At 62.7% G+C, this 21,304-nt stretch carries 15 protein-coding genes; 7 read left to right on the forward strand and 8 right to left on the reverse strand.

The window, feature by feature from the left end:
• Positions 1-14 precede the first annotated feature (14 nt).
• From AC5WNI_RS13700 to argE, 5 genes are read left to right on the forward strand one after another with little or no spacing between them, the layout of a single operon-like run.
• Positions 15-791, forward strand: coding sequence for an ATP-binding cassette domain-containing protein (locus tag AC5WNI_RS13700; RefSeq protein WP_175089320.1), 777 nt, complete (start codon positions 15-17; stop codon positions 789-791).
• An 18-nt stretch (positions 792-809) separates the two neighbouring features.
• Positions 810-1,583, forward strand: coding sequence for a transporter substrate-binding domain-containing protein (locus AC5WNI_RS13705; protein WP_175089277.1), 774 nt, complete (start codon positions 810-812; stop codon positions 1,581-1,583).
• 43 nt (positions 1,584-1,626) lie between these two features.
• Positions 1,627-2,352 (forward strand): ABC transporter permease, encoded by a 726-nt coding sequence (locus AC5WNI_RS13710; protein ID WP_175089275.1) that lies wholly within the window; start codon positions 1,627-1,629, stop codon positions 2,350-2,352.
• Positions 2,345-3,109, forward strand: coding sequence for an ABC transporter permease (locus AC5WNI_RS13715; protein WP_175089273.1), 765 nt, complete (start codon positions 2,345-2,347; stop codon positions 3,107-3,109). Before AC5WNI_RS13710 ends, AC5WNI_RS13715 begins: the two co-directional genes overlap by 8 nt.
• Before the next feature lie 8 nt (positions 3,110-3,117).
• Positions 3,118-4,272 carry an acetylornithine deacetylase gene (gene argE, locus AC5WNI_RS13720; RefSeq protein ID WP_487885898.1) on the forward strand — a complete coding sequence of 385 codons (1,155 nt, stop codon included), beginning with the start codon at positions 3,118-3,120 and terminating at the stop codon, positions 4,270-4,272.
• 97 nt (positions 4,273-4,369) lie between these two features.
• Here argE and nhaC read toward each other — a convergent pair whose 3' ends face one another.
• Positions 4,370-5,926, reverse strand: coding sequence for a Na+/H+ antiporter NhaC (gene nhaC, locus AC5WNI_RS13725; protein ID WP_175089269.1), 1,557 nt, complete (start codon positions 5,924-5,926; stop codon positions 4,370-4,372).
• A 303-nt stretch (positions 5,927-6,229) separates the two neighbouring features.
• A complete protein-coding gene (pdxB, locus tag AC5WNI_RS13730; RefSeq protein WP_175089268.1) occupies positions 6,230-7,408 on the reverse strand; it encodes a 4-phosphoerythronate dehydrogenase PdxB in 1,179 nt (392 codons plus the stop codon).
• A gap of 211 nt (positions 7,409-7,619) precedes the next feature.
• On the opposite strand from pdxB, the gene AC5WNI_RS13735 reads away from it, so the two are divergent.
• Positions 7,620-7,898, forward strand: coding sequence for a WGR domain-containing protein (locus AC5WNI_RS13735; protein ID WP_043334304.1), 279 nt, complete (start codon positions 7,620-7,622; stop codon positions 7,896-7,898).
• 93 nt (positions 7,899-7,991) lie between these two features.
• Here the strand turns inward: AC5WNI_RS13735 and AC5WNI_RS13740 are convergent, their stop codons facing one another.
• Together AC5WNI_RS13740 and rlmKL are read right to left on the reverse strand one after the other, a co-directional pair.
• On the reverse strand, positions 7,992-8,342 hold the full coding sequence (locus tag AC5WNI_RS13740; RefSeq protein ID WP_175089266.1) for a glutaredoxin family protein: 351 nt from the start codon (positions 8,340-8,342) through the stop codon (positions 7,992-7,994).
• A gap of 3 nt (positions 8,343-8,345) precedes the next feature.
• Positions 8,346-10,562, reverse strand: a complete 2,217-nt coding sequence (gene rlmKL / locus AC5WNI_RS13745) for a bifunctional 23S rRNA (guanine(2069)-N(7))-methyltransferase RlmK/23S rRNA (guanine(2445)-N(2))-methyltransferase RlmL (RefSeq protein ID WP_495928550.1) — start codon at positions 10,560-10,562, stop codon at positions 8,346-8,348.
• A 487-nt stretch (positions 10,563-11,049) separates the two neighbouring features.
• On the opposite strand from rlmKL, the gene rmf reads away from it, so the two are divergent.
• Positions 11,050-11,259, forward strand: coding sequence for a ribosome modulation factor (rmf, locus tag AC5WNI_RS13750; protein WP_043334308.1), 210 nt, complete (start codon positions 11,050-11,052; stop codon positions 11,257-11,259).
• Between the two features lie 833 nt (positions 11,260-12,092).
• On the opposite strand, the gene AC5WNI_RS13755 is transcribed toward rmf, so the two are convergent.
• From AC5WNI_RS13755 to trmA, 4 genes are all read right to left on the reverse strand, one after another.
• On the reverse strand, positions 12,093-13,136 hold the full coding sequence (locus tag AC5WNI_RS13755; protein WP_175089263.1) for a quinone-dependent dihydroorotate dehydrogenase: 1,044 nt from the start codon (positions 13,134-13,136) through the stop codon (positions 12,093-12,095).
• A 231-nt stretch (positions 13,137-13,367) separates the two neighbouring features.
• Complete coding sequence (locus AC5WNI_RS13760; protein ID WP_175089262.1) at positions 13,368-14,492, reverse strand: hypothetical protein; 1,125 nt, start codon at positions 14,490-14,492, stop codon at positions 13,368-13,370.
• A gap of 335 nt (positions 14,493-14,827) precedes the next feature.
• Entirely contained in the window at positions 14,828-19,666 is a 4,839-nt protein-coding gene (locus AC5WNI_RS13765) for an NAD-glutamate dehydrogenase (RefSeq protein ID WP_175089261.1), read from the reverse strand.
• A gap of 357 nt (positions 19,667-20,023) precedes the next feature.
• Positions 20,024-21,154: a tRNA (uridine(54)-C5)-methyltransferase TrmA gene (gene trmA, locus AC5WNI_RS13770; RefSeq protein WP_175089260.1), complete on the reverse strand. Its 1,131-nt coding sequence runs from the start codon at positions 21,152-21,154 to the stop codon at positions 20,024-20,026.
• Positions 21,155-21,304: the final 150 nt, after the last annotated feature.

Here is a 21,304-nt window from a genome sequence, read left to right on the forward strand (position 1 = left end):
CTCCTGTCACTCCGATGACCGACACGAATGACGATGCCGTCATCGACATTCGCGGCCTCTGGAAGTCCTTTGCTGGACGCGAAGTCCTCAAGGGCATCGACCTCACCGCCCAGCGTGGTGACGTGATCTCACTGATCGGCAGCAGCGGCTCGGGAAAGTCCACCCTGCTGCGTTGCATCAACCTGCTCGAGACACCCAGCGACGGGGCCTTGCGCCTGCTGGGCGAGGACGTGGCGCTGCGGCGGCGCGGTCAGCGACTCGAACCCGTCAATCGCCGACAGCTGCGTCTGCTGCGAGCTCGCCTGGCGATGGTCTTCCAGAACTTCAATCTCTGGCCTCACATGACCCTCGAAGCGAACCTCATGGAAGCGCCGATTCAGGTGCTCGGTCAGTCCCGCGCAGAAGCTCGGGAGCATGCTCACCAGCTGCTGGAGCGCGTCGGACTGTACTCCCACCGCCAGGCCAACCCGAGGACGCTTTCCGGTGGCCAGCAGCAACGTGGCGCCATCGCCAGAGCCCTGGCCATGTCCCCGGAGGTGCTCCTATTCGATGAACCGACCTCGGCACTGGATCCCGAACTTGTCGGCGAGGTGCTCGAGGTGATGCGCGATCTGGCTGCCGAAGGACGCACCATGGTCATCGTCACCCATGAGATGAAGTTCGCCGCTGATGTCGCGAACAAGGTCATCTTCCTCGACCAGGGCAACATCGAGGCCCAGGGCACCCCCGACCAGATATTTCGCACCCCCTCTTCCGAGCGCCTCAAGCAGTTCATCGGCTCGATTACCTGAACCAGGAGAAAATCAACAATGAAATCCCTGTCCGCTATCGCTTCTCTGGGCGCCGTCGCCCTGACCCTTTGCACTACCGCCCAGGCCGACGTCGTACGTGTCGGCTTCGCCAGCGAACCCTACCCGCCCTTTGCCACTCCGCAGTCCGATGGCAGCGTGACCGGCTGGGAAGTTGATATCACCAATGCCGTCTGTGCCGCGGCAGAGCTTGAGTGCGAGATTGTCACCTCCTCCTGGGATGGCCTGATTCCGGCGCTGACCACCCGCAAGATCGATGCGATCGCCGCTTCACTCTCCATCACCGAGCAACGCCGAAAGGTCATCGACTTCTCGGACAAGTACTACCAGACCAGCGCTGCCGTCATGGGTGCCAAGGGCGACGAGATCACGCCGACGCCAGAAGGACTGGCCGGCAAGACACTGGGCGTGCAGTCGGCCTCGATTCATCAGACCTATGCCAAGCGCCACTTCCCCGACACTCGAGTGCGTGAATACCAGACCCAGGACGAGGCCAATCAGGACCTGTTCGCCGGACGCATCGATGCCACCCTGGCCGATATCCTGGTGCTGGATGGCTATCTCGCGACTGACGATGGCGAGCTGTGCTGTGACATGAAGGGCAATGTCGCGCACGACGAGAGCATCCTGGGGTCCGGCGTTGGATTCGGCGTACGCAAGGATGATGGCGAGCTGCTGGAGCGCCTGAATGCCGGTATCGCCGAGATTCGTGCCAGCGGGCGTTATGACGAGATCAGCAAGCAGTACTTCGACTTCGATATCTACGGAGATTGATACCGTCTCGTCTCGACTTCGCCATACCGCATGAGGAAATTGCATGGCTGACTATCGCAACATGAGCATCGGCGAGCTGCTGTCGCTGACGCCGCCGGGCTGGGGAGGCGCTCTGCTGGATGGTCTGGTGCTATCGCTGCAGGTGGCGGCGAGCGGCTATCTGATTGGCCTGGTGATCGGCATGGCGGGCGCTGCGGGCAAGATCTCGGGTGGCCCCGTCACCCGCGATCTGCTCACCGGCTATACGACGGTGATACGCGCGGTTCCCGAGCTAGTACTGATCCTGCTGGTGTATTTCGCGGCGCCCGATGCCCTGAACCATCTGGCGAACGCCGTCGGCCTCGGCCCCCTCGAGGTCAGCCCCTTCGTCGCCGGCGTGGCCGTCATCGCTCTGGTTCAGGGCGCTTATGCCACCGAGGTCATCCGCGGCGCCATCAATGCCATCCCCAAGGGGATGCATGAGGCCGCACTGGCGCATGGCATGCCCCCCTTCACCATCCTGCGCCGCATCACGCTGCCATTGTTGCTGCCAGGCGCCCTGCCGGGCCTCTCCAATCTATGGCTGATCGCGACCAAGGACACCGCACTGCTGGCGGTCGTGGGCTTCACGGAGCTGACACTGGCCTCGCGTCAGGCGGCCGGCTCCACCCGCCATTACCTGCTGTTTCTCGGCGCCGCGGGGGCGCTCTATCTGATCGTATCGCTTGCCTCCAACCTGCTGTTCAAGACACTGGAGCGTCGCATGGACAAGGGGGCCCACCATGGCTGAGCCCAGACTTCCGCCCCATCGCCTCATCCTGATCGCGATTGTCGTCGCCACCCTGGTGGTGATCGGTACCCAGATGCACTGGGAGTGGGTCGCCCAGTACCGAGGCGAGATCGGCAAAGGCATACTGCTGACGCTCTTGCTGCTGGTCTCCACCAGTGTGGCGGGCTTCCTGCTGGCCGTTCCGCTGGGATTGGCGCAGGCACGAGGGCCGCGCCCGTTGGCGTGGCTGGCGCGGGGATTCTGCAATCTGATTCGCGGCACCCCGTTGCTGCTGCAGCTGTGGATCCTCTACTACGGACTGGGGTCTCTGTTTCCGTATATCCCCGGCTTGCGTGGCAGCTGGTTGTGGCCGGTGCTGGCAGATCCGTGGATCTACGCCTTCTGTGCATTGACCCTGTCGTTCGCGGGCTATGAAGGCGAGGTCATGCGCGGCGCCTTTGCCGGCGTACCGCGCGGCGAGCTTGAGGCGGCTCGTTCGCTGGGCATGTCTCCCTTCAGCATTCTCCGACGCATCTGGCTGCCCAGAGCCGTACAACGGGTATTGCCCACGCTGAATGGCGAGCTGATCATCCAGCTCAAGGCGACGCCACTGGTCGCGACCATTTCCGCCATCGACACCTATGCCGTCTTCGGGCGTATCCGCCAGGAAACCTATATCGTCTACGAGCCGCTACTGCTGATGGCCTTGATCTATCTCGTCATCGCGGGACTGATCACCCTCGGCTTTCGCACCCTCGAGAAACGCCACGCTTCATGAGGCCTGACATGCAACGCGCCCTCGATATCCTCACTCGCCTCATCGCCTTCGATACCACGTCGGACCGCTCCAATCTGGCATTGATCCACTTCGTGCGTGACCTGCTGGCCGAGCACGGCATCCAGGCGACCGTGCTGCCGAATGCCGAGGGCGACAAGGCTTCATTGCTGGCGACGATAGGGCCGCCCGTCGCCGGGGGCGTAGTGCTTTCCGGTCACACCGACACCGTGCCCGTCACGGGGCAGACCTGGTCGCAGGAACCGTACCAGGCCACGCTCAAGGAGGGGCGCCTCTACGGTCGCGGCTCGGTGGACATGAAGGGCTTCATCGCGCTGTGCCTGGCGATGGTGCCGCAGTTTCTCGCATCACCTCTCAAGCGGCCGATCCATCTTGCCTTCTCCTATGACGAAGAAAGCACCTGCATGGGCTGCCTGCCGCTGATCGACCACATGCGCGAGACACTTCCCGAGGTCGCCGCTGTCATCATCGGCGAGCCGACGCAAGGCCGCGTGGTGTCAGCGCACAAGGGCGTGCACTCCTGGCGCACTGAGGTGACAGGCGTCCCGGCCCATTCAAGCCGGCCAGACCTTGGCGTCTCGGCCACCTTCTACGCCGCGCGCATCATCTCGGCACTCGAGCGCACGGCAAACGAGCTGCGCATCAATGCCACCCGGGGAGAGCTGTTCGAGCCGCCCTATTCCACCCTGCACGTCAGTGCCATGCAGGGCGGCAATGCCCCCAATATCATTGCCAAGGACGCTCGCCTTCATTGGGAGCTGCGCAATCTGCCCAGTGATCCGCCTGACGCGGTGCGTGCACGCTTCGATGACTTCACCGCGCAACTGGCGCGCGAGATGCAGCAGCATTCAGCCGACTGCCGCATCCAGACACTGGAGGACTATGCCTCGGTGCCGGCACTCACCCCGGAACCCGACGGCAAGGCAGAAGCGCTGGCCTTCGCCCTGACGGGACAGAGTGAGCGCTGTGGCGTCGGCTTCTGCTCGGAAGCGGGCTGGTTCCAGGACCGCGGCTTCTCCACCGTCGTGTGTGGGCCCGGCTCCATCGCGCAGGCCCACAAGGCAGACGAATACATCGAGATGGCGGAACTTGAGCGATACCGTGACTTTCTCGCGCGTCTTCTGCAGCACCAGTGCGCGGATTGAGCGCTGAGCAAAACAGCTGCACCCTGACCTTGAGCCGTAAAAAAGCCCGCCACGTGATCCACGTGGCGGGCTTTTTCTCTCCATACATCGGAACTGGTCAGCGTGACTCCGAGGTCTCGTGGGGCGTATCCAGCACCAGCGACTCGGCCAGCGGTGTCGGCTCAACGCCTTCAGTCCCCTCGCCCTCTTCAAGGCGCTCCAGCTTGAAGCCGACCATGGCATAGGCCACCGCCAGCGCCAGATTGATCAGGTTGAACAGCGCAAAGGGCAGGTAGCTCAAGGTCGCGACGCCGAGGGTGGCCGCCATGTAGGCGCCGCAGCTGTTCCAGGGAATCAGCGGCGAGGTGATGGTGCCGGAATCTTCCAGCGCGCGTGACAGGTTGACCGGCGCCAGGCGACGACGACGGAACTCGGCGCGATACATGCGCCCCGGCAGGATGACCGAGATGTATTGATCCCCGGTTACCACGTTGGAGGCCAGGCAGGTGCCTAGTGTGGTGATGACCAGCGAACCGGCGTTGCGTGTCGCGCCCAGAAGGCTCTGCACCAGGCGCTCCAGCAGGCCAAGGCGCTCGATCACACCACCGAAGGTCATCGCCGACAGGATCAGCCACACGGTGTTGAGCATGCTGCTCATGCCGCCCTTGGAGAGCAGCGAGTCGATCACCTCATCACCGCTGTGGGAGACATAGCCATCGAACATCGACATCCACACGCCCTTGAGCAGCGCCATGGCGGTGGACATGTCAGTGACGCTTGCCAGCCCCACCACCGCCTGCGGCTGGAAGATGACCGCGAAGACGGCGCCCAGCGCCGCGCCGATGAAGATGGCCGGGAAGGCGGGCATCTGACGCACGGCCATCACCAGCAGCACCAGAAGCGGAATCAGCAGGTGCAGGCCGATGTTGAACTGCTCGCCCAGCTGGGCACGCAGGTTGGCGACCTGCTCCGGCGTCTGCAGACTGGAGACGGAGTCGTGGCCGAGCCACAGAAAGCCTGCCAGCGCGAGCAGGATGCTGGGCACGGTCGTCCACAGCATGTGACGAATGTGCGCGAACAGCGTGGTGCCGGCCGCTGCCGGCGCCAGATTGGTGGTATCGGACAGCGGCGAGAGCTTGTCGCCGAAGTAGGCCCCGGAGATCACCGCGCCGGCGGTAATCGCTTCGGATAGCCCCAGGCCATCGGCAATACCTATCAGTCCGATGCCGATGGTACCGGCGACCGTCCACGAGCTACCCACCGACAGCGCTACCAGCGCGCACAGCAGACAGGCGGAGGCATAGAAGTACTGCGGCGCGATCACGTCCAGGCCGTAGTAGATCATCGCCGGCACGGTGCCGCCGAGAATCCAGGTGCCGATCATCGCGCCGACCGCCAGCAGGATCAGGATCGCCCCCAGCGATATCTGGATGCCCTTGTTGATTCCCTCCTCGATATCGCTCCAGCGATAGCCATTCTTGAGGCCGATGATCCCTGCGATCATCGCGCCGGACAGCAGCGCGACCTGATTCGGTCCCCAGGAGGCATCGGCACCGAACAGCACCACCGCCAGCACCAGCATGGCGATGACCAGCACGATGGGAATCAGGGCATCCAGCAGAGAAGGCGGACGATAGCCGCCGTCCTCAGCAGAGTTATCAGGGTGTTGTTGCATACAAGACACCATCTTCAAGGAATGAGGACGCCGACACGCCGCGTGGTGACGGGCATGGCAGAAGACACGGAGAATGGGGAGCAACGCCGCAGCGTCAGGCGAGGCATGCCGTCAAGGCCAACCCCTGCGCGTGTCGCCAGGCGATCTGGGGCGCATTATATCGACCAAGGTCGAAGACCGAAACGGTCATGGATGCAGGCATGTAGCAAGGCCCTCGTCCATAAAGCGACCTCCACAATGCGAACGCCCCCGCCAGCAGGGCTGACGGGGGCGTGGCAGGGCGCCTTGCGAATCACGCCGTGATCATTTGCTGACCAGCTTGACGCGGGAGAAACCGAAGCCCTCGAGCACCTCTCGCAGTTCGCGGGCATTCTTCTTGAGCTCGACACGCAATGTGGAGAACTCGCGACGCAGCGGATATTCGCGTCGATAACGCACGAACCCCTCGGCATTGCCGAAACGGCGCTGATAGCGACGCAGACCCAGCGCATCGCGGCGCACGTCATAGCAGGCGCGTACGCAGAGTCCCAGCGCCTCTTCCGGCGGTGCCCAGCCCGTCAGCACCAGCTTGCGCAGCCACGGGTCCGGCTTGAGCTGACCCAGCTTGCGGCGCGCCGGCAGCCCGAAGTGACGACAGGCCTGCTGATAGATGATCTCGGTGCCCTGCATCTTGCCATCCAGGCTATGCCCGGCGATGTGCGGCGTGGCAATGTCCACCAGTGCGGCCAGCTCGGCATCGATATCCGGCTCGTTTTCCCACACATCCAGCACGGTCAGCAGATCAGCCTGCTCCTTGAGGCGCTGCTTGAGCGCCGCGGTATCGACACAGCCACCGCGGCCGGCACTCAGCAGCACGCTGCCGGGCTTCATGGCGCGGATACGCTCGGCATTGATCAGATGATGGGTCGGATGCTCGCCACCGGTGACCATCGGGGTGTGCACGCAGATGACATCACACTCGGCGACCAGCTCATCGAGGTCCACGAAGCGGGACTTCTCGGGACGCGCATCGCTCTGGCCCTCAAGCGCGGCGCGCGGCGGGTCACAGACCAGCACCTCGGCACCCAGCGACTCGAGACGCTTGACCAGCCGTGACCCGACCTGCCCGGCTCCGACCACGCCGAAGCGGCGGTCCAGCTGCAGATCCAGCCCTTCCTGCTCGGCCAGATGCCATAGCGACGACAGCACGTAATCCACCACCGAGTCGGCATTGCAGCCCGGCGCGTTGGTGAAGTGGATATCGTTGGCTGCGAGCCATTCGAGATCGGCATGGTCGGTGCCGATGATCGGCGAGCCGACGAAGCGCACCCGCGTTCCTTCCAACAGCGCCTGATCCACGCGCAAGGTAGAGCGACAGATCAGCATGTCGACGTCCTTGAGGACGGCATTGGTGATCTCGCGAGTCGGCATGCAGGTCACCTCTCCCAGTTCGGAGAAGAATTCCTCTGCCAGAGGGACGTTATCGTCCACGATGATGTGCATCTGTTGCCTTTCCTTGCTGTGGCAATGAGTGTCGCTGCGGGTTCACGGGCCAACATGTGCGCCTGAGTGACTTCACACCTTGCCGCAAGGCACGTGAAGATTACAATGGTATGCTTGCTTGCCCGCCGCCGTGCCATCTTAGGCGCACGCAACGGGCGTCACAAGCTCATGATTGAGTCCAGCCACCATCGTTTCGCCTCGGGAGTCACGCGTGATCATCCGCTGGGAAAGCCACCACGATTACGTTCTGGTCCATGTGCATCAGGACATGTTCGGCGACTGGATCGTCAGCCGCTCATGGGGCCAGATCGGCACCCAGTTCGGCGGATTGAAGCACGATCTCGCCGAAAGCCACGAGCAGGCCATGACCTGGGTCAGCGACCTCGCCCACATCCAGGCCTCACGCGGCTACACCAAGGTGCTGGAGGCCACGGCCGACAGCCCGGAAGCCGAAGACGCCATGCGCCAGATGTCACTGCTGGAGAGCTAGTGCGCAGCACGGTGCCGGACACGAAAAGACCGCCGCTACCCTGAGGTAGCGGCGGTCTTTTTTCACCAGCATCACGCGACACGCCTGCGCCTCTCAGCGCAGAAAGCGACGCCCATTGCGCAGGGTGGGGCCCTGCGGCTCAATGGCTGAGTCGTGCTCGGCCGGGGGCGTCATTTCGACACCCTGCTCGATGCCCTTTTCGACACCCTGCGCGCGCAACCACTCCGGCAACACCTCTTCGCCATCGGCCAGCGAATACTCCGCACCCGAGGCGCTCGCCAGTACAGGGATGCGCGTCGCGTAACGCTCGCTCAGCTGCGCATCGAAGGCAATCTCGACCCGCGTGAGCGTGATATCCGCCCCCAGCGCCTGCAGCGTGGCTTCCAGCCGAGCGCACAGATGACAGCCCGCCGTGGTGTAGAGCCACAGCGGGACGCTGGCCATCGCTCAGCCCTTCACATCGCTGGCGCGACGGATGCGGAAGACGTGGTGGATATCCGGACGACGCTTGAAGTCCGGGTCCAGCAGCTTGCGCGACAGGTCTTCCACCACATGGTGCTGGCTGACGCTGTCATCCATCACGAAGCGACGATGGTTGTTGGAGAAGATCAGCGTGCCGCCCGGCGCCAGACTGGCCATCGCCAGGTCGATCAGGCGCGCGTGATCACGCTGGATATCCAGGGTGCCTTCCATCTTCTTGGAATTGGAGAAGGTCGGCGGGTCGAGGAAGATCAGGTCGAACTCCTCGCGGGAGCGCTCCAGCCACTTCAGGCAGTCGGCACGCACCAGCTGATGGCGTTTCTCGCTGATGCCGTTGAGCTTGAAGTTCTCGCGCCCCCAGTCCAGATAGGTATTGGACATGTCGACGCTGACGCTCTCGCTGGCACCGCCCAGCACCGCATGCACGGTGGCCGTCGCGGTATAGCAGAACAGGTTGAGCACCCGCTTGCCATCCGCTTCCTTGCCCAGCAGCTTGCGCACCGGACGGTGATCCAGGAACAGGCCGGTATCCAGGTAATCCTTGAGATTCACCCACAGCCTGGCATCGCCTTCCTGCACCTCGATACGCTGACCGGAGCTGTCCTGACGCGTGTACTGCGCCTTGCCTGCCTGACGCGTGCGTTGCTTGATGTGGATATCGTTGGGCGAGCAGCCCAGCACCTGCGGAATCGCCGCCAGTGCATCCATCAGACGGCGCTGCGCCTGACTGGCATCCACGGACTTGGGCGGCGTGTATTCCTGAACGTGCACATGACGGCCATAGATATCAATGGCCAGCGCGTACTCCGGCATGTCGGCATTGTAGAGGCGATAACAGGTGGTACCGCTCTGCTTGAGCCAGCGTGCCAGTGACTTCTGGTTCTTCTTGAGGCGATTGGCGAACATCTGGCCGCCCTCGCTCAGCGCGGGCTGACTGCGGGCATCTTCGGCCACGCTGTCTTCATCGGCCGTACGCTCACGCGCCGCCACATCGATCATCAACAGCTTGCAGTCGAGCTGACCGTTGCGGAAGGCATACTGGCGATGCGCACGCAGGCCGAGGCGGTGGCCGAGATCCGGGTTGCCGGTGAACATGGCCAGCGTCCAGCCGCCGAAGTGACGTTTCATGCGCTCACCGAGGCTTGCGTAGAGCGGCACCAGTGCCGGCAGCTCGCCCAGACGCTCACCGTAGGGCGGGTTGGTCATCACCAGGCCAGTGGTGGCGCCCTCGGGACAGGTCAGCTCGGCGACGGAGGCGCCTTCCAGCTCGATCAGCGCCGGAATGCCGGCACGCATGGCGTTGGAGCGCGCGGCAGAAATCGCCTGCGGGCTGTGATCGCGACCGAACAGACGTGCGGTGACCTTGCGGCGCCCGGCAATGGCACGCTGCTCCATCTCTTCCCACAGGCCCTTCCAGATGCGCTCGTCATGGCGCCCCCAGTGGCGGCAGGCGAACTCCTGGTTCAGCGACTGCGGCGCGATATCCGCCGCCATCAAGGCTGCTTCGATCAACAGCGTGCCGGAGCCGCACATCGGGTCGACCAGGCTCTCGCCACGCGCCGCACGCGCCGGCCAGTCGGCCCGCATCAACAGGGCCGCCGCCAGGTTCTCCTTGAGCGGCGCATGGGCGAGATCAGGACGGTAGCCACGCTGATGCAGGCTGCGCCCCACGAGGTCGATGCCCAGGGTGATGTAGCCATTGTGCAGGTGCGCGTAGATGCGCAGATCTGCATTCTTGCCATCGACGGTCGGCTTGTTGCGGCCTTCCTCGAACATCGCCTCGACGATGCCGTCCTTGACGGTCTGGGCACCGAAGAAGGTGTGGCGAATATCTTTCCATGTTCCGTGGAAATCGACGGCGATGGATGCACGATCCGGTAACTCCATCGCCCAATCGACACCCGCACTCGCCTTGCGCAGTTGCTCGCCAGTATCGACGCCACCCACGCGAGTGAGCAGACGAATGATGCGGTTGGCCAGTCGCGACCACAGGATGGTGCGGTAGGCGGTTTCCTGGCTACCGTTGAAGTGTACGCCAGCGACGGTCGTGCCAGTCACCTCGGCACCCAGAGCCGTCAGCTCATCGGCCAGCAGCGTTTCGATGCCACGTGGGCAGGTCGCAAACCAGGTAGAGAGCGAGTTGCTGGGCGCGCGGGGTGTAGTCGCAGAGGTCGTATCAGTCATGAATATCTCACCGGCAGGCGCCGGACTTATTCCTGTGAGTTGGCTTCTGGCACTAGCGATATTCCTATACGGCTGTCGACAAGCCAGAGGCAGTGTTCTAAAAACTATAGGTGTAGCTGCAATTCGGAAAGGTGACACGCCATGCGAAATCGAGGATCAAGGGACACGAGCCTCATTCGGGCAGCCTGTCTGTGCCGCTCAGGAGATCGGACTTCCGGCACGGCAAGGCAGTCGCTCTTTCACCATCACGCTCGAGCATATACAGGCAAGACCTTCCATCATCTCACACTCGTGACCTTTTCCGACAAGAATGGCCAACGACGCGAGGTGATGATGCACGAGGCCGGCAGTGCCCGACAGGGCATCGGCCAACTCTCTCACTCGGCATGTCCAATGGCAGGACAACCGCGGCCAGACAAGGTCTCGCCGGGTATGTCTCGCCATCACTGACACGCAGTGCCGATGGGTTCTCACTTAGAGGTCATCCATGAAGAGACAGAAACGTGATCGCTTTCAGCGTGCCTATGTTCACGGCTACAAGGCTGGTGTCACCGGCCGTTCCCGTGATGATTGTCCCAGTATCGATGTCAATCTACGTGAATTCTGGATGAGCGGCTGGCGTGAAGGCCGCGGAGACCAATGGTCGGGAATGACCGGCGTCTCCGGCATCCACAAGAACCCCATGGTGCTCAGCTGAGCACCGCATGACGCCAAGGTTCATCATACGCGACTAGGAGGTCATCCCATTTCAGGAAAGCGGCTCGTCACGGAATGACACTGGCAATACGGCGCCTGGCGCCCTTCACCCCGCCGACGCAGCCTGAAGCGCTGCCCAAGCGGATTCTCCGGCATCACGCCACCGCCTCCTGACAAGTTACAGGGCCGGCTGGCACGTACAGAGAGGACTCGAGGTGTTCACGGTGAGTCGGTTTAGCGACATCACCCGGAAAATCCCACGGAAGTCGCCCAGCGACACGTCAAATCACCAGGGAGGTAACGCCTTATTTCTATCTTGATGACGCGCGGCACTGACAGGCAAGAGACGCAGTAGGCAATGGGGCCAACTCGCTTCACTTCCTGAAAGGCCGAGATGTTGGCGCTCGTGTCGTTTCAATCGTGGTATGGCTCCAGAAGAGAAGGCGCAGCAGGCGACGGCCTGCGAGGACGACGGTCCAGCGCGGAGCACGACACGGGCAAACGTTCACCTTGACTGCATCAGCAGGTTCTTTCCAGGCCTGCTTCAACCATCCACGCACCCGATGAGCTCAAGGGGCCAACCCCCAACCGCCGTTTCTGACGGCAAAAGCGCTTCGCATCGTGCACGCTGGCTGGACATGGCAGCCAACACGACAACGGCAGATCACGCATCACTTCCCTGCCGTTGTCATATCATCATTCACGCCGGTACCGAGGCCGCCTTCTGATGTCAGGAGGCGGCTTTTCCGTGTCAGCCCTTCCCCCACTCGCAGTCTCTTAAAGCGCCGTGAGTGGGAGATACCAGCATCACGCTGCGACGGAACCCAGGCTGGATCACACCTTGATCAGGGTATCGGCCTTCTCCAGTGCGCGCGCGCACTCACCGACCAATACCGGGCCGCGGTAGATCAGCCCGGAGTAAAGCTGCACCAGATCCGCCCCCGCGGCGATCTTCTCGCGCGCACTCTCGCCATCGGTGATCCCTCCCACACCGATGATCGGCATGTTCGGCAGCGCTTCACGCAGGCCACGAATCACCCGCGTCGACGATTCACGCACCGGGGCGCCGGAAAGTCCGCCCGCCTCCTGCGCATGCGGACTTCCCGCGACTGCCGTGCGCTCGATGGTGGTGTTGGTGGCGATGACACCATCGATGCCGTTGTCCGCCAACGCCCGCGCCACGAACAGGATTTCCTCGCTGTCCATGTCGGGCGCGATCTTGATCACCAGCGGCACCTTCCTGCCGCGCTCGGCATCGAGCTGATCGCAACGCTGGCGAAGCCCGGCCAGCAGCTGGCTGAGATGATCACCGAACTGAAGATTGCGCAGCCCCGGGGTATTGGGCGACGAGATATTGGCGGTGATGTAGTCGGCGTGAGCATGCACGGCATCGAGGCAGACCAGATAGTCGCTCAATGCATCATCCACCGCCGTGGTCAGGTTCTTGCCGATGTTGATCCCCAGCACGATACCAGAGGCAGCACGCGCCTGACTGGCCTTGACCTTCGCGACCAGATGCTCGACCCCGGCATTGTTGAAGCCCATGCGGTTGATGATCGCCTGATGCTCCGGCAACCGGAACAGACGTGGCTTGGGATTGCCGTCCTGCCCTTTCGGCGTCACCGTGCCGACCTCCACGAAGCCGAAGCCCAGAGCGGCGAGCGCATCGAGGTGATCGGCATTCTTGTCGAGACCTGCCGCCAGGCCAACGCGATTGGGGAACTCGAGCCCCATCAGCGAGACCGGATCACGTGGCGCTTCACCGCCCAGACCGCGCGCCATGCCGAGGCGATGTGCCATGTCCAGCGCACTCAGCGTCACACCATGAGCTGTTTCCGGGTCGAGCTTGAAGAGAAGCGAGCGAGCAAACGAGTACATGATGATCTCCAGACAGCGGGCGGCAGGGTCGTGACGACAGCATAGCTGGGCGCGAAGTATACCCGAAGCCCGTGGGGACAGACACTGTGCGCCGGCATGCTCGCGCTGCTGTCGATAAAATCGCTCACGCCAAGGCCGACACCATTGCTCATGCTCAGGGCAACAAGAAAGGGCGGCCCGCTGGGCCGCCCTGGTGTCACACCCGACTATGCCGGAGTCATGCCATGCAGATCATTTCACGTCGAGCTGCTGCACGCGCACGGTGTAGTTGTTGACACCCTGCATGGAGGAGCCGAACTTCTGACCGCTGACCCAGACGGTGTAACGCCCCGGCTCCAGCACGGTCTTGAGGTGGAAGTCGCCCTGGAAGCCTTCGCCCTTGTCGCTGGCGACGGTGTTGCCACTCTCGTCCAACAGGCGCATCTGCAGCTTGTAGGTGCCTTCGCTGCCCGGGAAGGTCTCGCTGTCGATGGTCACGGTGCCACGGTCCGCGACATCGAATGTCATGACCTCGCCCTTCTCGAGAATGCGCACGTCAGTGACGATCTCGTCGAAACGACGATCCGGCTCCGCTTCGGCTTCCGTCACGGCAGCACTGCCCGTGGCAGCAGCGGCAGACGTCTCGGCTGCAGCAGTCGCGGCTGCCGAAGTAGTAGTGGCGGCGGCGCCCGTGGCAGAAGCGCCTTCAGCTGCCGCATTGCCTGTCTCGGCCGCCTTCTTCTCGCGGGCGGCCTGTTCGGCAGCGGCAACGGTGGCCGGCTTGATGGTCGCGACTTCATCGTTGGCATCGACGAAGGCGGTACGACGGCCATCGCCATCGGTGTCGAGGAAGACCAGGCCGTTGCCGGTCTCGATGCCGCTTTCCTCGGCAGACAGCTTCTCGCCACTCTCGCTCAGGCCTGCGACGTTGATTTCATAGGTGTTGCCGCCGGACTTGCCAGCCCCCAGCTTGTCGGCGCGCACACGCAGCTTGTAGACGCCCGGCTCCAGCTCGGCATTCATGTTCAAGCCATCGGAGGCCCTGTCACCTTCTGCAGTGGCCACGACCTCGCCCTGCTCACTCTCGAGCGTGGCCTTCATGGTATAGGGGTCGGTCACATCGAAACTGGCGACGCCATCGATTTCGTAACGCCCGGCTTCCTTGATGGTGAACTGGTGCACGCTGGTGCCGCCGAACAGGAAGTTCTGGCTGTGGGCATCACTGCGCGGCTTGAGGAACTTTGAGATGTCCAGCTTGCCTGCCGCTTCTTCTGCACGCTGCTGAGCGGGGCTGCCATCGGCCAGCACGGCCTGGGATGCCAGCGTGGACAGACCGAGCGCGAAGGCGCAGGCGAGGGGTAATGCACGATATGACATGGTGTCTCTGCCTTGTTGTACTGATGCTTAGAAAACAGAAGCCTCCAGCGAGCGCCGCAGCGACTCCGAGACTTGAAATGAGGGTCTGAAAATCAAGGACTGAAAACAGGGTCTGCAGAAAAGGATGCCACCATCAGGGCCTGTATCAGTCTCTGCACTGGTCGCCATTCAGCATACCAGACAGCTGGCGACAGTTACCTTACCGCAGGCTTCAGCTATCAATTTTTTATTTATCCCCCATGAAAAAGCCCTCACCGGGGGTGAGGGCTTCTATCAGCGAGTCATCAACTACTCGCCACTTGCGTCAGCTCTTGCTGCATTCGAGGCCGAATGCATCAGGCTTCGCGCTTGGACTCGGCCAGATCGACCAGCTCGCGCAGGGCGACCGCGAACAGCGGGAAGCTCAGCTGAGCACCGCCCTTCATCTCGCCGAGCAGTGAGCACCAGCGGCTGACCAGACTCTCGTGGCTGGCCATCCAGCTGTCGACACGCTCATCGATCTCGCGCGGTGCATTGTCCTGCTTGAGCACGCTGACGGTCAGGGCCAGCTGCTGACGATCGAGATCATCGCGGAAGCTCTCACGTGCCTGCGCCTGCCAGCTGTCCTGCACCTCAAGGCCGTTGATCTTGTCACCGACCCACGGCAGCTCCAGACGATGGCCGATGCCGTAGAAGGCTTCTGCCACGCGATTGATCTTCTCGCCGGTCGCCTTGGCCGCCTCGATGATGCCAAGCCCTGCATAGAGACTTGAGGTCGCGGCGATGGTGCTGGCCAGGGCCTCCGGCACGCCTGCCTCGACATAGCTGTCGCGACGCGCTTCCCAGTTCTCGCGGGCTTCGCCCTTGAGACGCTCTCCGATGCTCTCGGAGAGCTGAGCCAGACGCGGGGCGAAGTGGCCGATGCATTCCTTGACGCCCATGGCGCTGCGCTGACGCAGGAACCAGCGAGTGGCACGACGCATCAGGCGCATCAGATCGCCCATCATGCGGTACTGCAGTTCTGCCGGCACCTGGTGATCGAGGGCCTCGATCTGGGTCCACAGCGCTTCCAGATTGAAGCTGTCACGCGCCACGATGTAGGCACGCGCGATTTCCGCCTTGTCGGCACCGGTGGTGTCTTCCAGGCGACGCACGAAGGCGATGCCCATGTGGTCGACCAGGTCATTGGCGATCTGGGTCGCGGCGATTTCACGCTTCAGACGGTGCTGATACATCTCTTCCGGGAAGCGCTCCATCAGCACGCGCGGGAAGGCGCGCTCGAGGTGCTGCTGCACGTAGCTGTCGTCCGGCACGTCAGAGGCGATCAAGCTGGTCTTGAGATCGCTCTTGGCGTAAGAGACCAGCACGGACAGTTCCGGCAGGGTCAGGGCTTCACCGGCGTTGGAACGCTCGATCAGCGCCTCATCGGACGGCAGGAACTCGAGTTCACGGTCCAGGGTGCCGGCCGCTTCCAGCTCATTGATGAAGCGACGGAAGACGCCCATGCCTTCCTTGGACTGCTGCTCGGAGAGCGACAGCGCCTGGGTCTGGCGATAGTTGTCCTTGATCACCAGCTCGCCGACTTCGTCGGTCATCTCGGCCAGCTGCTGGTTGCGCTGCTTGTCGGTCAGGTCACCGCGGGCGACGATGTCATCCAGCAGGATCTTGATGTTGACCTCGTGATCCGAGCAGTTCACGCCACCGGCATTGTCGATGAAGTCGGTGTTGACGCGCACGCCACGCTTGGCCGCGGCTTCCATGCGCCCACGCTGGGTCAGCCCCAGGTTGCCGCCTTCGCCCACTACCTTGCAGCGCAGCTCACGGCCGTCGATGCGCAGGCCATCGTTGGCCTTGTCGCCAACCTCGGCGTGGGTCTCGGTGGAGGCCTTGACGTAGGTACCGATACCGCCGTTCCAGATCAGGTCGACCTGCGCCTTGAGCATCGCATTGATCAGCTCGTTGGGCGCCAGATGGTCGGCACTGATGTCGAAGACTTCCTTCATCTGCGGGCTGATGGCGATGGTCTTGGCATCACGCGAGAACAGACCGCCACCTTCGCTGATCAGGCTCTTGTCGTAGTCGTCCCAGCTGGAACGCGGCAGACGGAACAGACGCTCGCGCTCGGCGAAGCTCTTCGCGGTGTCCGGATTCGGATCGACGAAGATGTTGCGGTGGTTGAAGGCACCGACCAGGCGGATCTTCTCGGACAGCAGCATGCCGTTGCCGAAGACGTCACCGGCCATGTCACCGATACCGACAACACTGAACTCATCTTCCTGGATGTTGATGCCCATCTCGCGGAAGTGACGCTGCACGCTGACCCAGGCGCCCTTGGCGGTGATGCCCATGCCCTTGTGGTCGTAACCGTTGGCGCCACCGGAGGCGAAGGCATCGCCCAGCCAGAAGCCGTACTCGTTGGAGATGGCGTTGGCGATGTCGGAGAAGGTCGCGGTGCCCTTGTCGGCCGCGACGACCATGTAGGGATCGTCTTCGTCATAGCGCACGACGGCCGTCGGGGCCACCACGTCACCACCGGACAGGTTGTCGGTGATGTCGAGCAGTGCGCGGATGAAGATCTGGTAGCAGGCGATACCTTCCTTCTGGATCACGTCGCGGTCGGTGGTTTCCGGCATGCGCTTGCAGACGAAACCGCCCTTGGCGCCGACCGGCACGATGACCGCGTTCTTGACCTGCTGTGCCTTGACCAGACCCAGCACCTCGGTGCGGAAATCCTCATGACGGTCAGACCAGCGCAGGCCACCACGTGCGACCTTGCCGCCACGCAGGTGAACACCTTCGACACGCGGCGAGTAGACGAAGATCTCGAACATCGGGCGCGGCTTCGGCACGTCAGGAATGCTGCGCGTGTCGAGCTTGAAGCTGATGTAGTCCTTGGCCTGGCCATCTTCTGCCGGCTGGAAGAAGTTGGTACGCAGCGTGGCCATCATCAGGTCGACGTAGCGACGCAGCAGGCGGTCGTCGTTCAGGCTGGAGACCTGGTCGAGCAGACCATTGATGCGCTCGCGACAGGCGTTGACGTCATCCTCGCCACCCTGACCCTGCGGGTCGAAGCGCAGGTTGAACAACTGCACCAGCTCGCGAGTGATGTCCGGATGACTGCCCAGCGCATTGGCGATGTAGGCCTGGGAGAGACCGAAGCGGATCTGCTTCAGGTAACGCGCGTAGGCACGCAGCATCGCCACTTCACGCCAGTCCAGGCCAGAGCCGATGATCAGGCGGTTGAAGGCATCGGATTCGGCTTCGCCGGACCAGATCTTCTTGAAGGCTTCGATGAAGCTCTCGCGCACTTCGGAGAGCTCGACCGCGCCCTTGCCGTGATGCTCGAGATCGAAATCGTGCACCCAGCAGGAGGAATCGGTGCGGGTGATCTCGTAGGGACGCTCACCGATGACACGCAGACCGAGGTTCTCGAGCACCGGCAGTACGTCGGAGAGCGGAATCGGCTGATGCTTGTGGAACAGCTTCAGGTTGACACCGGAGTTGTCGTCCTCGACCAGACGATAGGTGCTCAGGCCGACGGCCTGACCTTCGTCCAGCGCGCGCAGGTGGCCCACGTCATAGACGGCGGTGCGCGGCGAGAAGTCGTCACGGTAGCTGCCCGGGAAGGCATCACGGTAGCGAGTCATCAGCTCGTTGGCCTGCTCTTCACCGAAGCCTTCGACCATGGCGGCGTGCAATTCGTCACGCCAGCTGCGGGCCAGCTGAGCGATCTTGTTCTCCAGCGCGCGCATGTCGTACTGGCCCGGTTCATCGCCCTTGAAGCGCAGAATGAACTGGATACGCGTCAGCACGGACTCGGAAAGATACGGCGTGAAGTCACCGAAGGTGGCGTTCAGCTCTTCGCAGAGCAGATTCTGGATGCGCACGCGCAGGTCGGTGGAATAGACGTCGCGAGGCACGAACACCAGTACCGAGAAGAACTTGCCGAAGCGGTCTTCACGCACGATCAGACGCACGCGACGACGCTCGCGGATGTTGAGGATGCTGGTGGCGGTACGGGTCAGCTCGTCCGTGGAGATCTGGAAGAGATCATCACGCGGATAGACTTCCAGAATCTGCAGCAGGTGCTTGCCATTGTGGCCCTTCGGGTTGACGCCGGCGGCTTCCATGACGTCCTGCACCTTGCGACGCAGAATCGGCACGTTGCGCGGGCTCTGGTTGTACACCGTGGAGGTGTAGAGCCCCAGGAAGCGGCGCTCGCCGATCACGCGGCCTTCTTCATCGAAGCGCTCGACGGTGATGTAGTCCGGGTAGGCCGGACGGTGCACGCGGGCGTGGAAGGCGCTCTTGGCGAAGGACAGCAGTTCCGGAATCAGCACGTACTGATCGCTGTTGACGCTCTGCTGGTGACGGGACTGCTCGTGATAGCGCTCGAGGTCCAGCTTGAGCACGCCCAGTTCGGAGCCTTCAACCTTGTTCAGCACACGGGTGCCGTCTTCCTGCTCGTCGACGGTGTACTCGTCATAGCCCAGGAAGGTGAAGTGGTCGTTGCCCATCCACTGCATGAAGTCGCAGGCTTCCTGGTGGTCAGCCTCGGAGACGGTCGGCGGACGGTTGTCACGCAGCTCCTGCAGCGCCTGGGCGCCCTGGCTGCGCATGGCGTCGAAGTCAGCGACGGCAACGCGCACTTCGGCCAGCACTTCACGCAGGCTGGTCTCGAGGTCTTCCAGTGTCTCGGCGTCGTTGTGACGATCGACCTCGATGTAGATCAGCGACTCGCGGTGCTGCGGGGCGTTCTCGGCACGCGGTGCCGTCACGCGCTCCAGCTGGCCAGCGTCATCACGTGCGACTGCCAGCACGGCGTTGTGGATGGCGTGGACGGTGATGCCACGACGATTGAGCTCGATACGCACGGAATCGACCAGGAACGGCATGTCCGGGTGCAGCACTTCGATGATGGTGTGCGTCGACTGCCATCCATGCTTCTCGAAGTCCGGGTTGTAGGCACGCACCTTGGGAGCCTCAAAGCTCTGCAGGAAGTGCCATACGGCCAGGGTGGAACCGTAGAGGTCATCCAGCTTGCGCTCGGCCATGTCCTCGAAGGAGGCCGTTGCGTGATAGTCGCGCGCAAACGCCGCGATCACGTCCACCTTGTCCTTGGGAAGTCGCTTGTCCAGCTGCTCTTCGAGCTGCGCAAGAAATTCCTGCTTGCCGTCCGTCGCCACGTGTAGCATCAATCACCTCGACTGACCTGATGGATGTATCAGGGAAAATAGTCATAGAGAGTCTGCGCCGGCCAAAAGGCGTTGCAGCACAGACTCATGCAGTGCATCACAGACTAGCGCAGTCTGCGCCTCTGCCCCATGCCTGTTCCATATTGGTCATGCAGCATTACATCTGTGCATCGGGTATTGACTTGGCGGTCCGCGCATGAAACGAAAGTCTAATTCGGGTGACTGTCATGTGCGCAAAAAAAGCCCCGTCGTCCCCTACCTGACAGGTAGATGACGACGGAGCTCTGGTTTTTCAAACGATTGGCGCGATGCCTGACCCATGCGGGCGTGACGACAGTTGCCGATTTGATGACGCGCTTATCTGCGCACCAGATAGACACCGCACTCGAGGTGGTCGGTATACGGGAACTGATCGAACAGCGCGAAGCGTTCGATACGGTGCGTGCGACACAGCACCTCAAGGTTGTCGATCAGCGTCTGCGGGTTGCAGGAGATGTAGACGATACGCTCGTAGCGCGCGGTCTGCTCGCAGCTGTCGGCATCGAGGCCGGCACGCGGCGGATCGACCAGCACGGTGCGGAAGTCGTGGTTGTCGAGGTCCATCTCCGCGACACGACGGCCCGCCTTCTCGCCTGCCAGCGCCAGCGAGAAGTCCTCGGCCGACATGCGCGCCACCTGGGCATTGTCGATGCTATTGGCCGCCAGGTTGACCTGCGCCGAGGCCACGGAAGTGCGCGAGATCTCGGTGGCCAGCACGCGGCGGAAGTTCTCGGCCAGCGCGATGGTGAAGTTGCCGTTGCCGCAGTAGAGCTCGACCAGATCGCCCTGCTCACGGCCTTCCGCCTGCGCCTTGTCAGGATGGGTCACGTCTCGTGCCCAGCTGAGCATCGAGCGGCAGATCTCGGCATTGGGCTGGGTGAAGCTGTTCTCGACCTGCTGATAGATGTACTCGCGGCCATCGACCTCGAGACGCTCGAAGACGTGATCGCGGGTCAGCACGATATGCTGCTTGCGCGAACGCCCGATGATCATGATATCGAGCTCTTCTTCCAGCGCGCGCGCCTCGGCTTCCCAGTCTTCGCCGAGCTTGCGATGGTAGATCAGCGTGACCAGTGCCTCGCCGCTCAGAGTGGTGAGGAACTCGCACTGAAACAGACGCTCGCGCAATACCGGGCTTGCCTTGAGGCGCTCACGCAGCAGCGGCATCAACTCATTGATGCGCTGGCTGGCGACCGGAAAGTCGTCCATGCGCACGACCGTCTTCTTCTTGTTGCCTTCGTCGTCAAACTCGACCTCGAACATCGCGTAGTAGAGGTCATCATCCTCGTGCCAGATACGGAACTCGCAACGCATGCGGTAATGGCTGGGCGGCGAGGGAAATACCTCGAGTTCCGGCGCATCGAAGGCAGCGAAACGTGCGCGGGTCTGCTCGGCCTTCTCGGCGAGCTGCTGTTCATACTGACTGGGATCGACGACGGCGATGGCCACACTGACTCCTGCCTGCGGGCATACCGCAGCACTGAAACGATGAGCAAAGGGACGCGGGCACGTCATGGTGAACCATGCCGATCACGTCCATTCAAAGGTTGGGCGCGCTAGCCTACCATCGGCAGCGCGAAGCTCAAGCGCCGAATGGCG

This window comes from Cobetia sp. PDI-12MA (genome assembly GCF_059507695.1).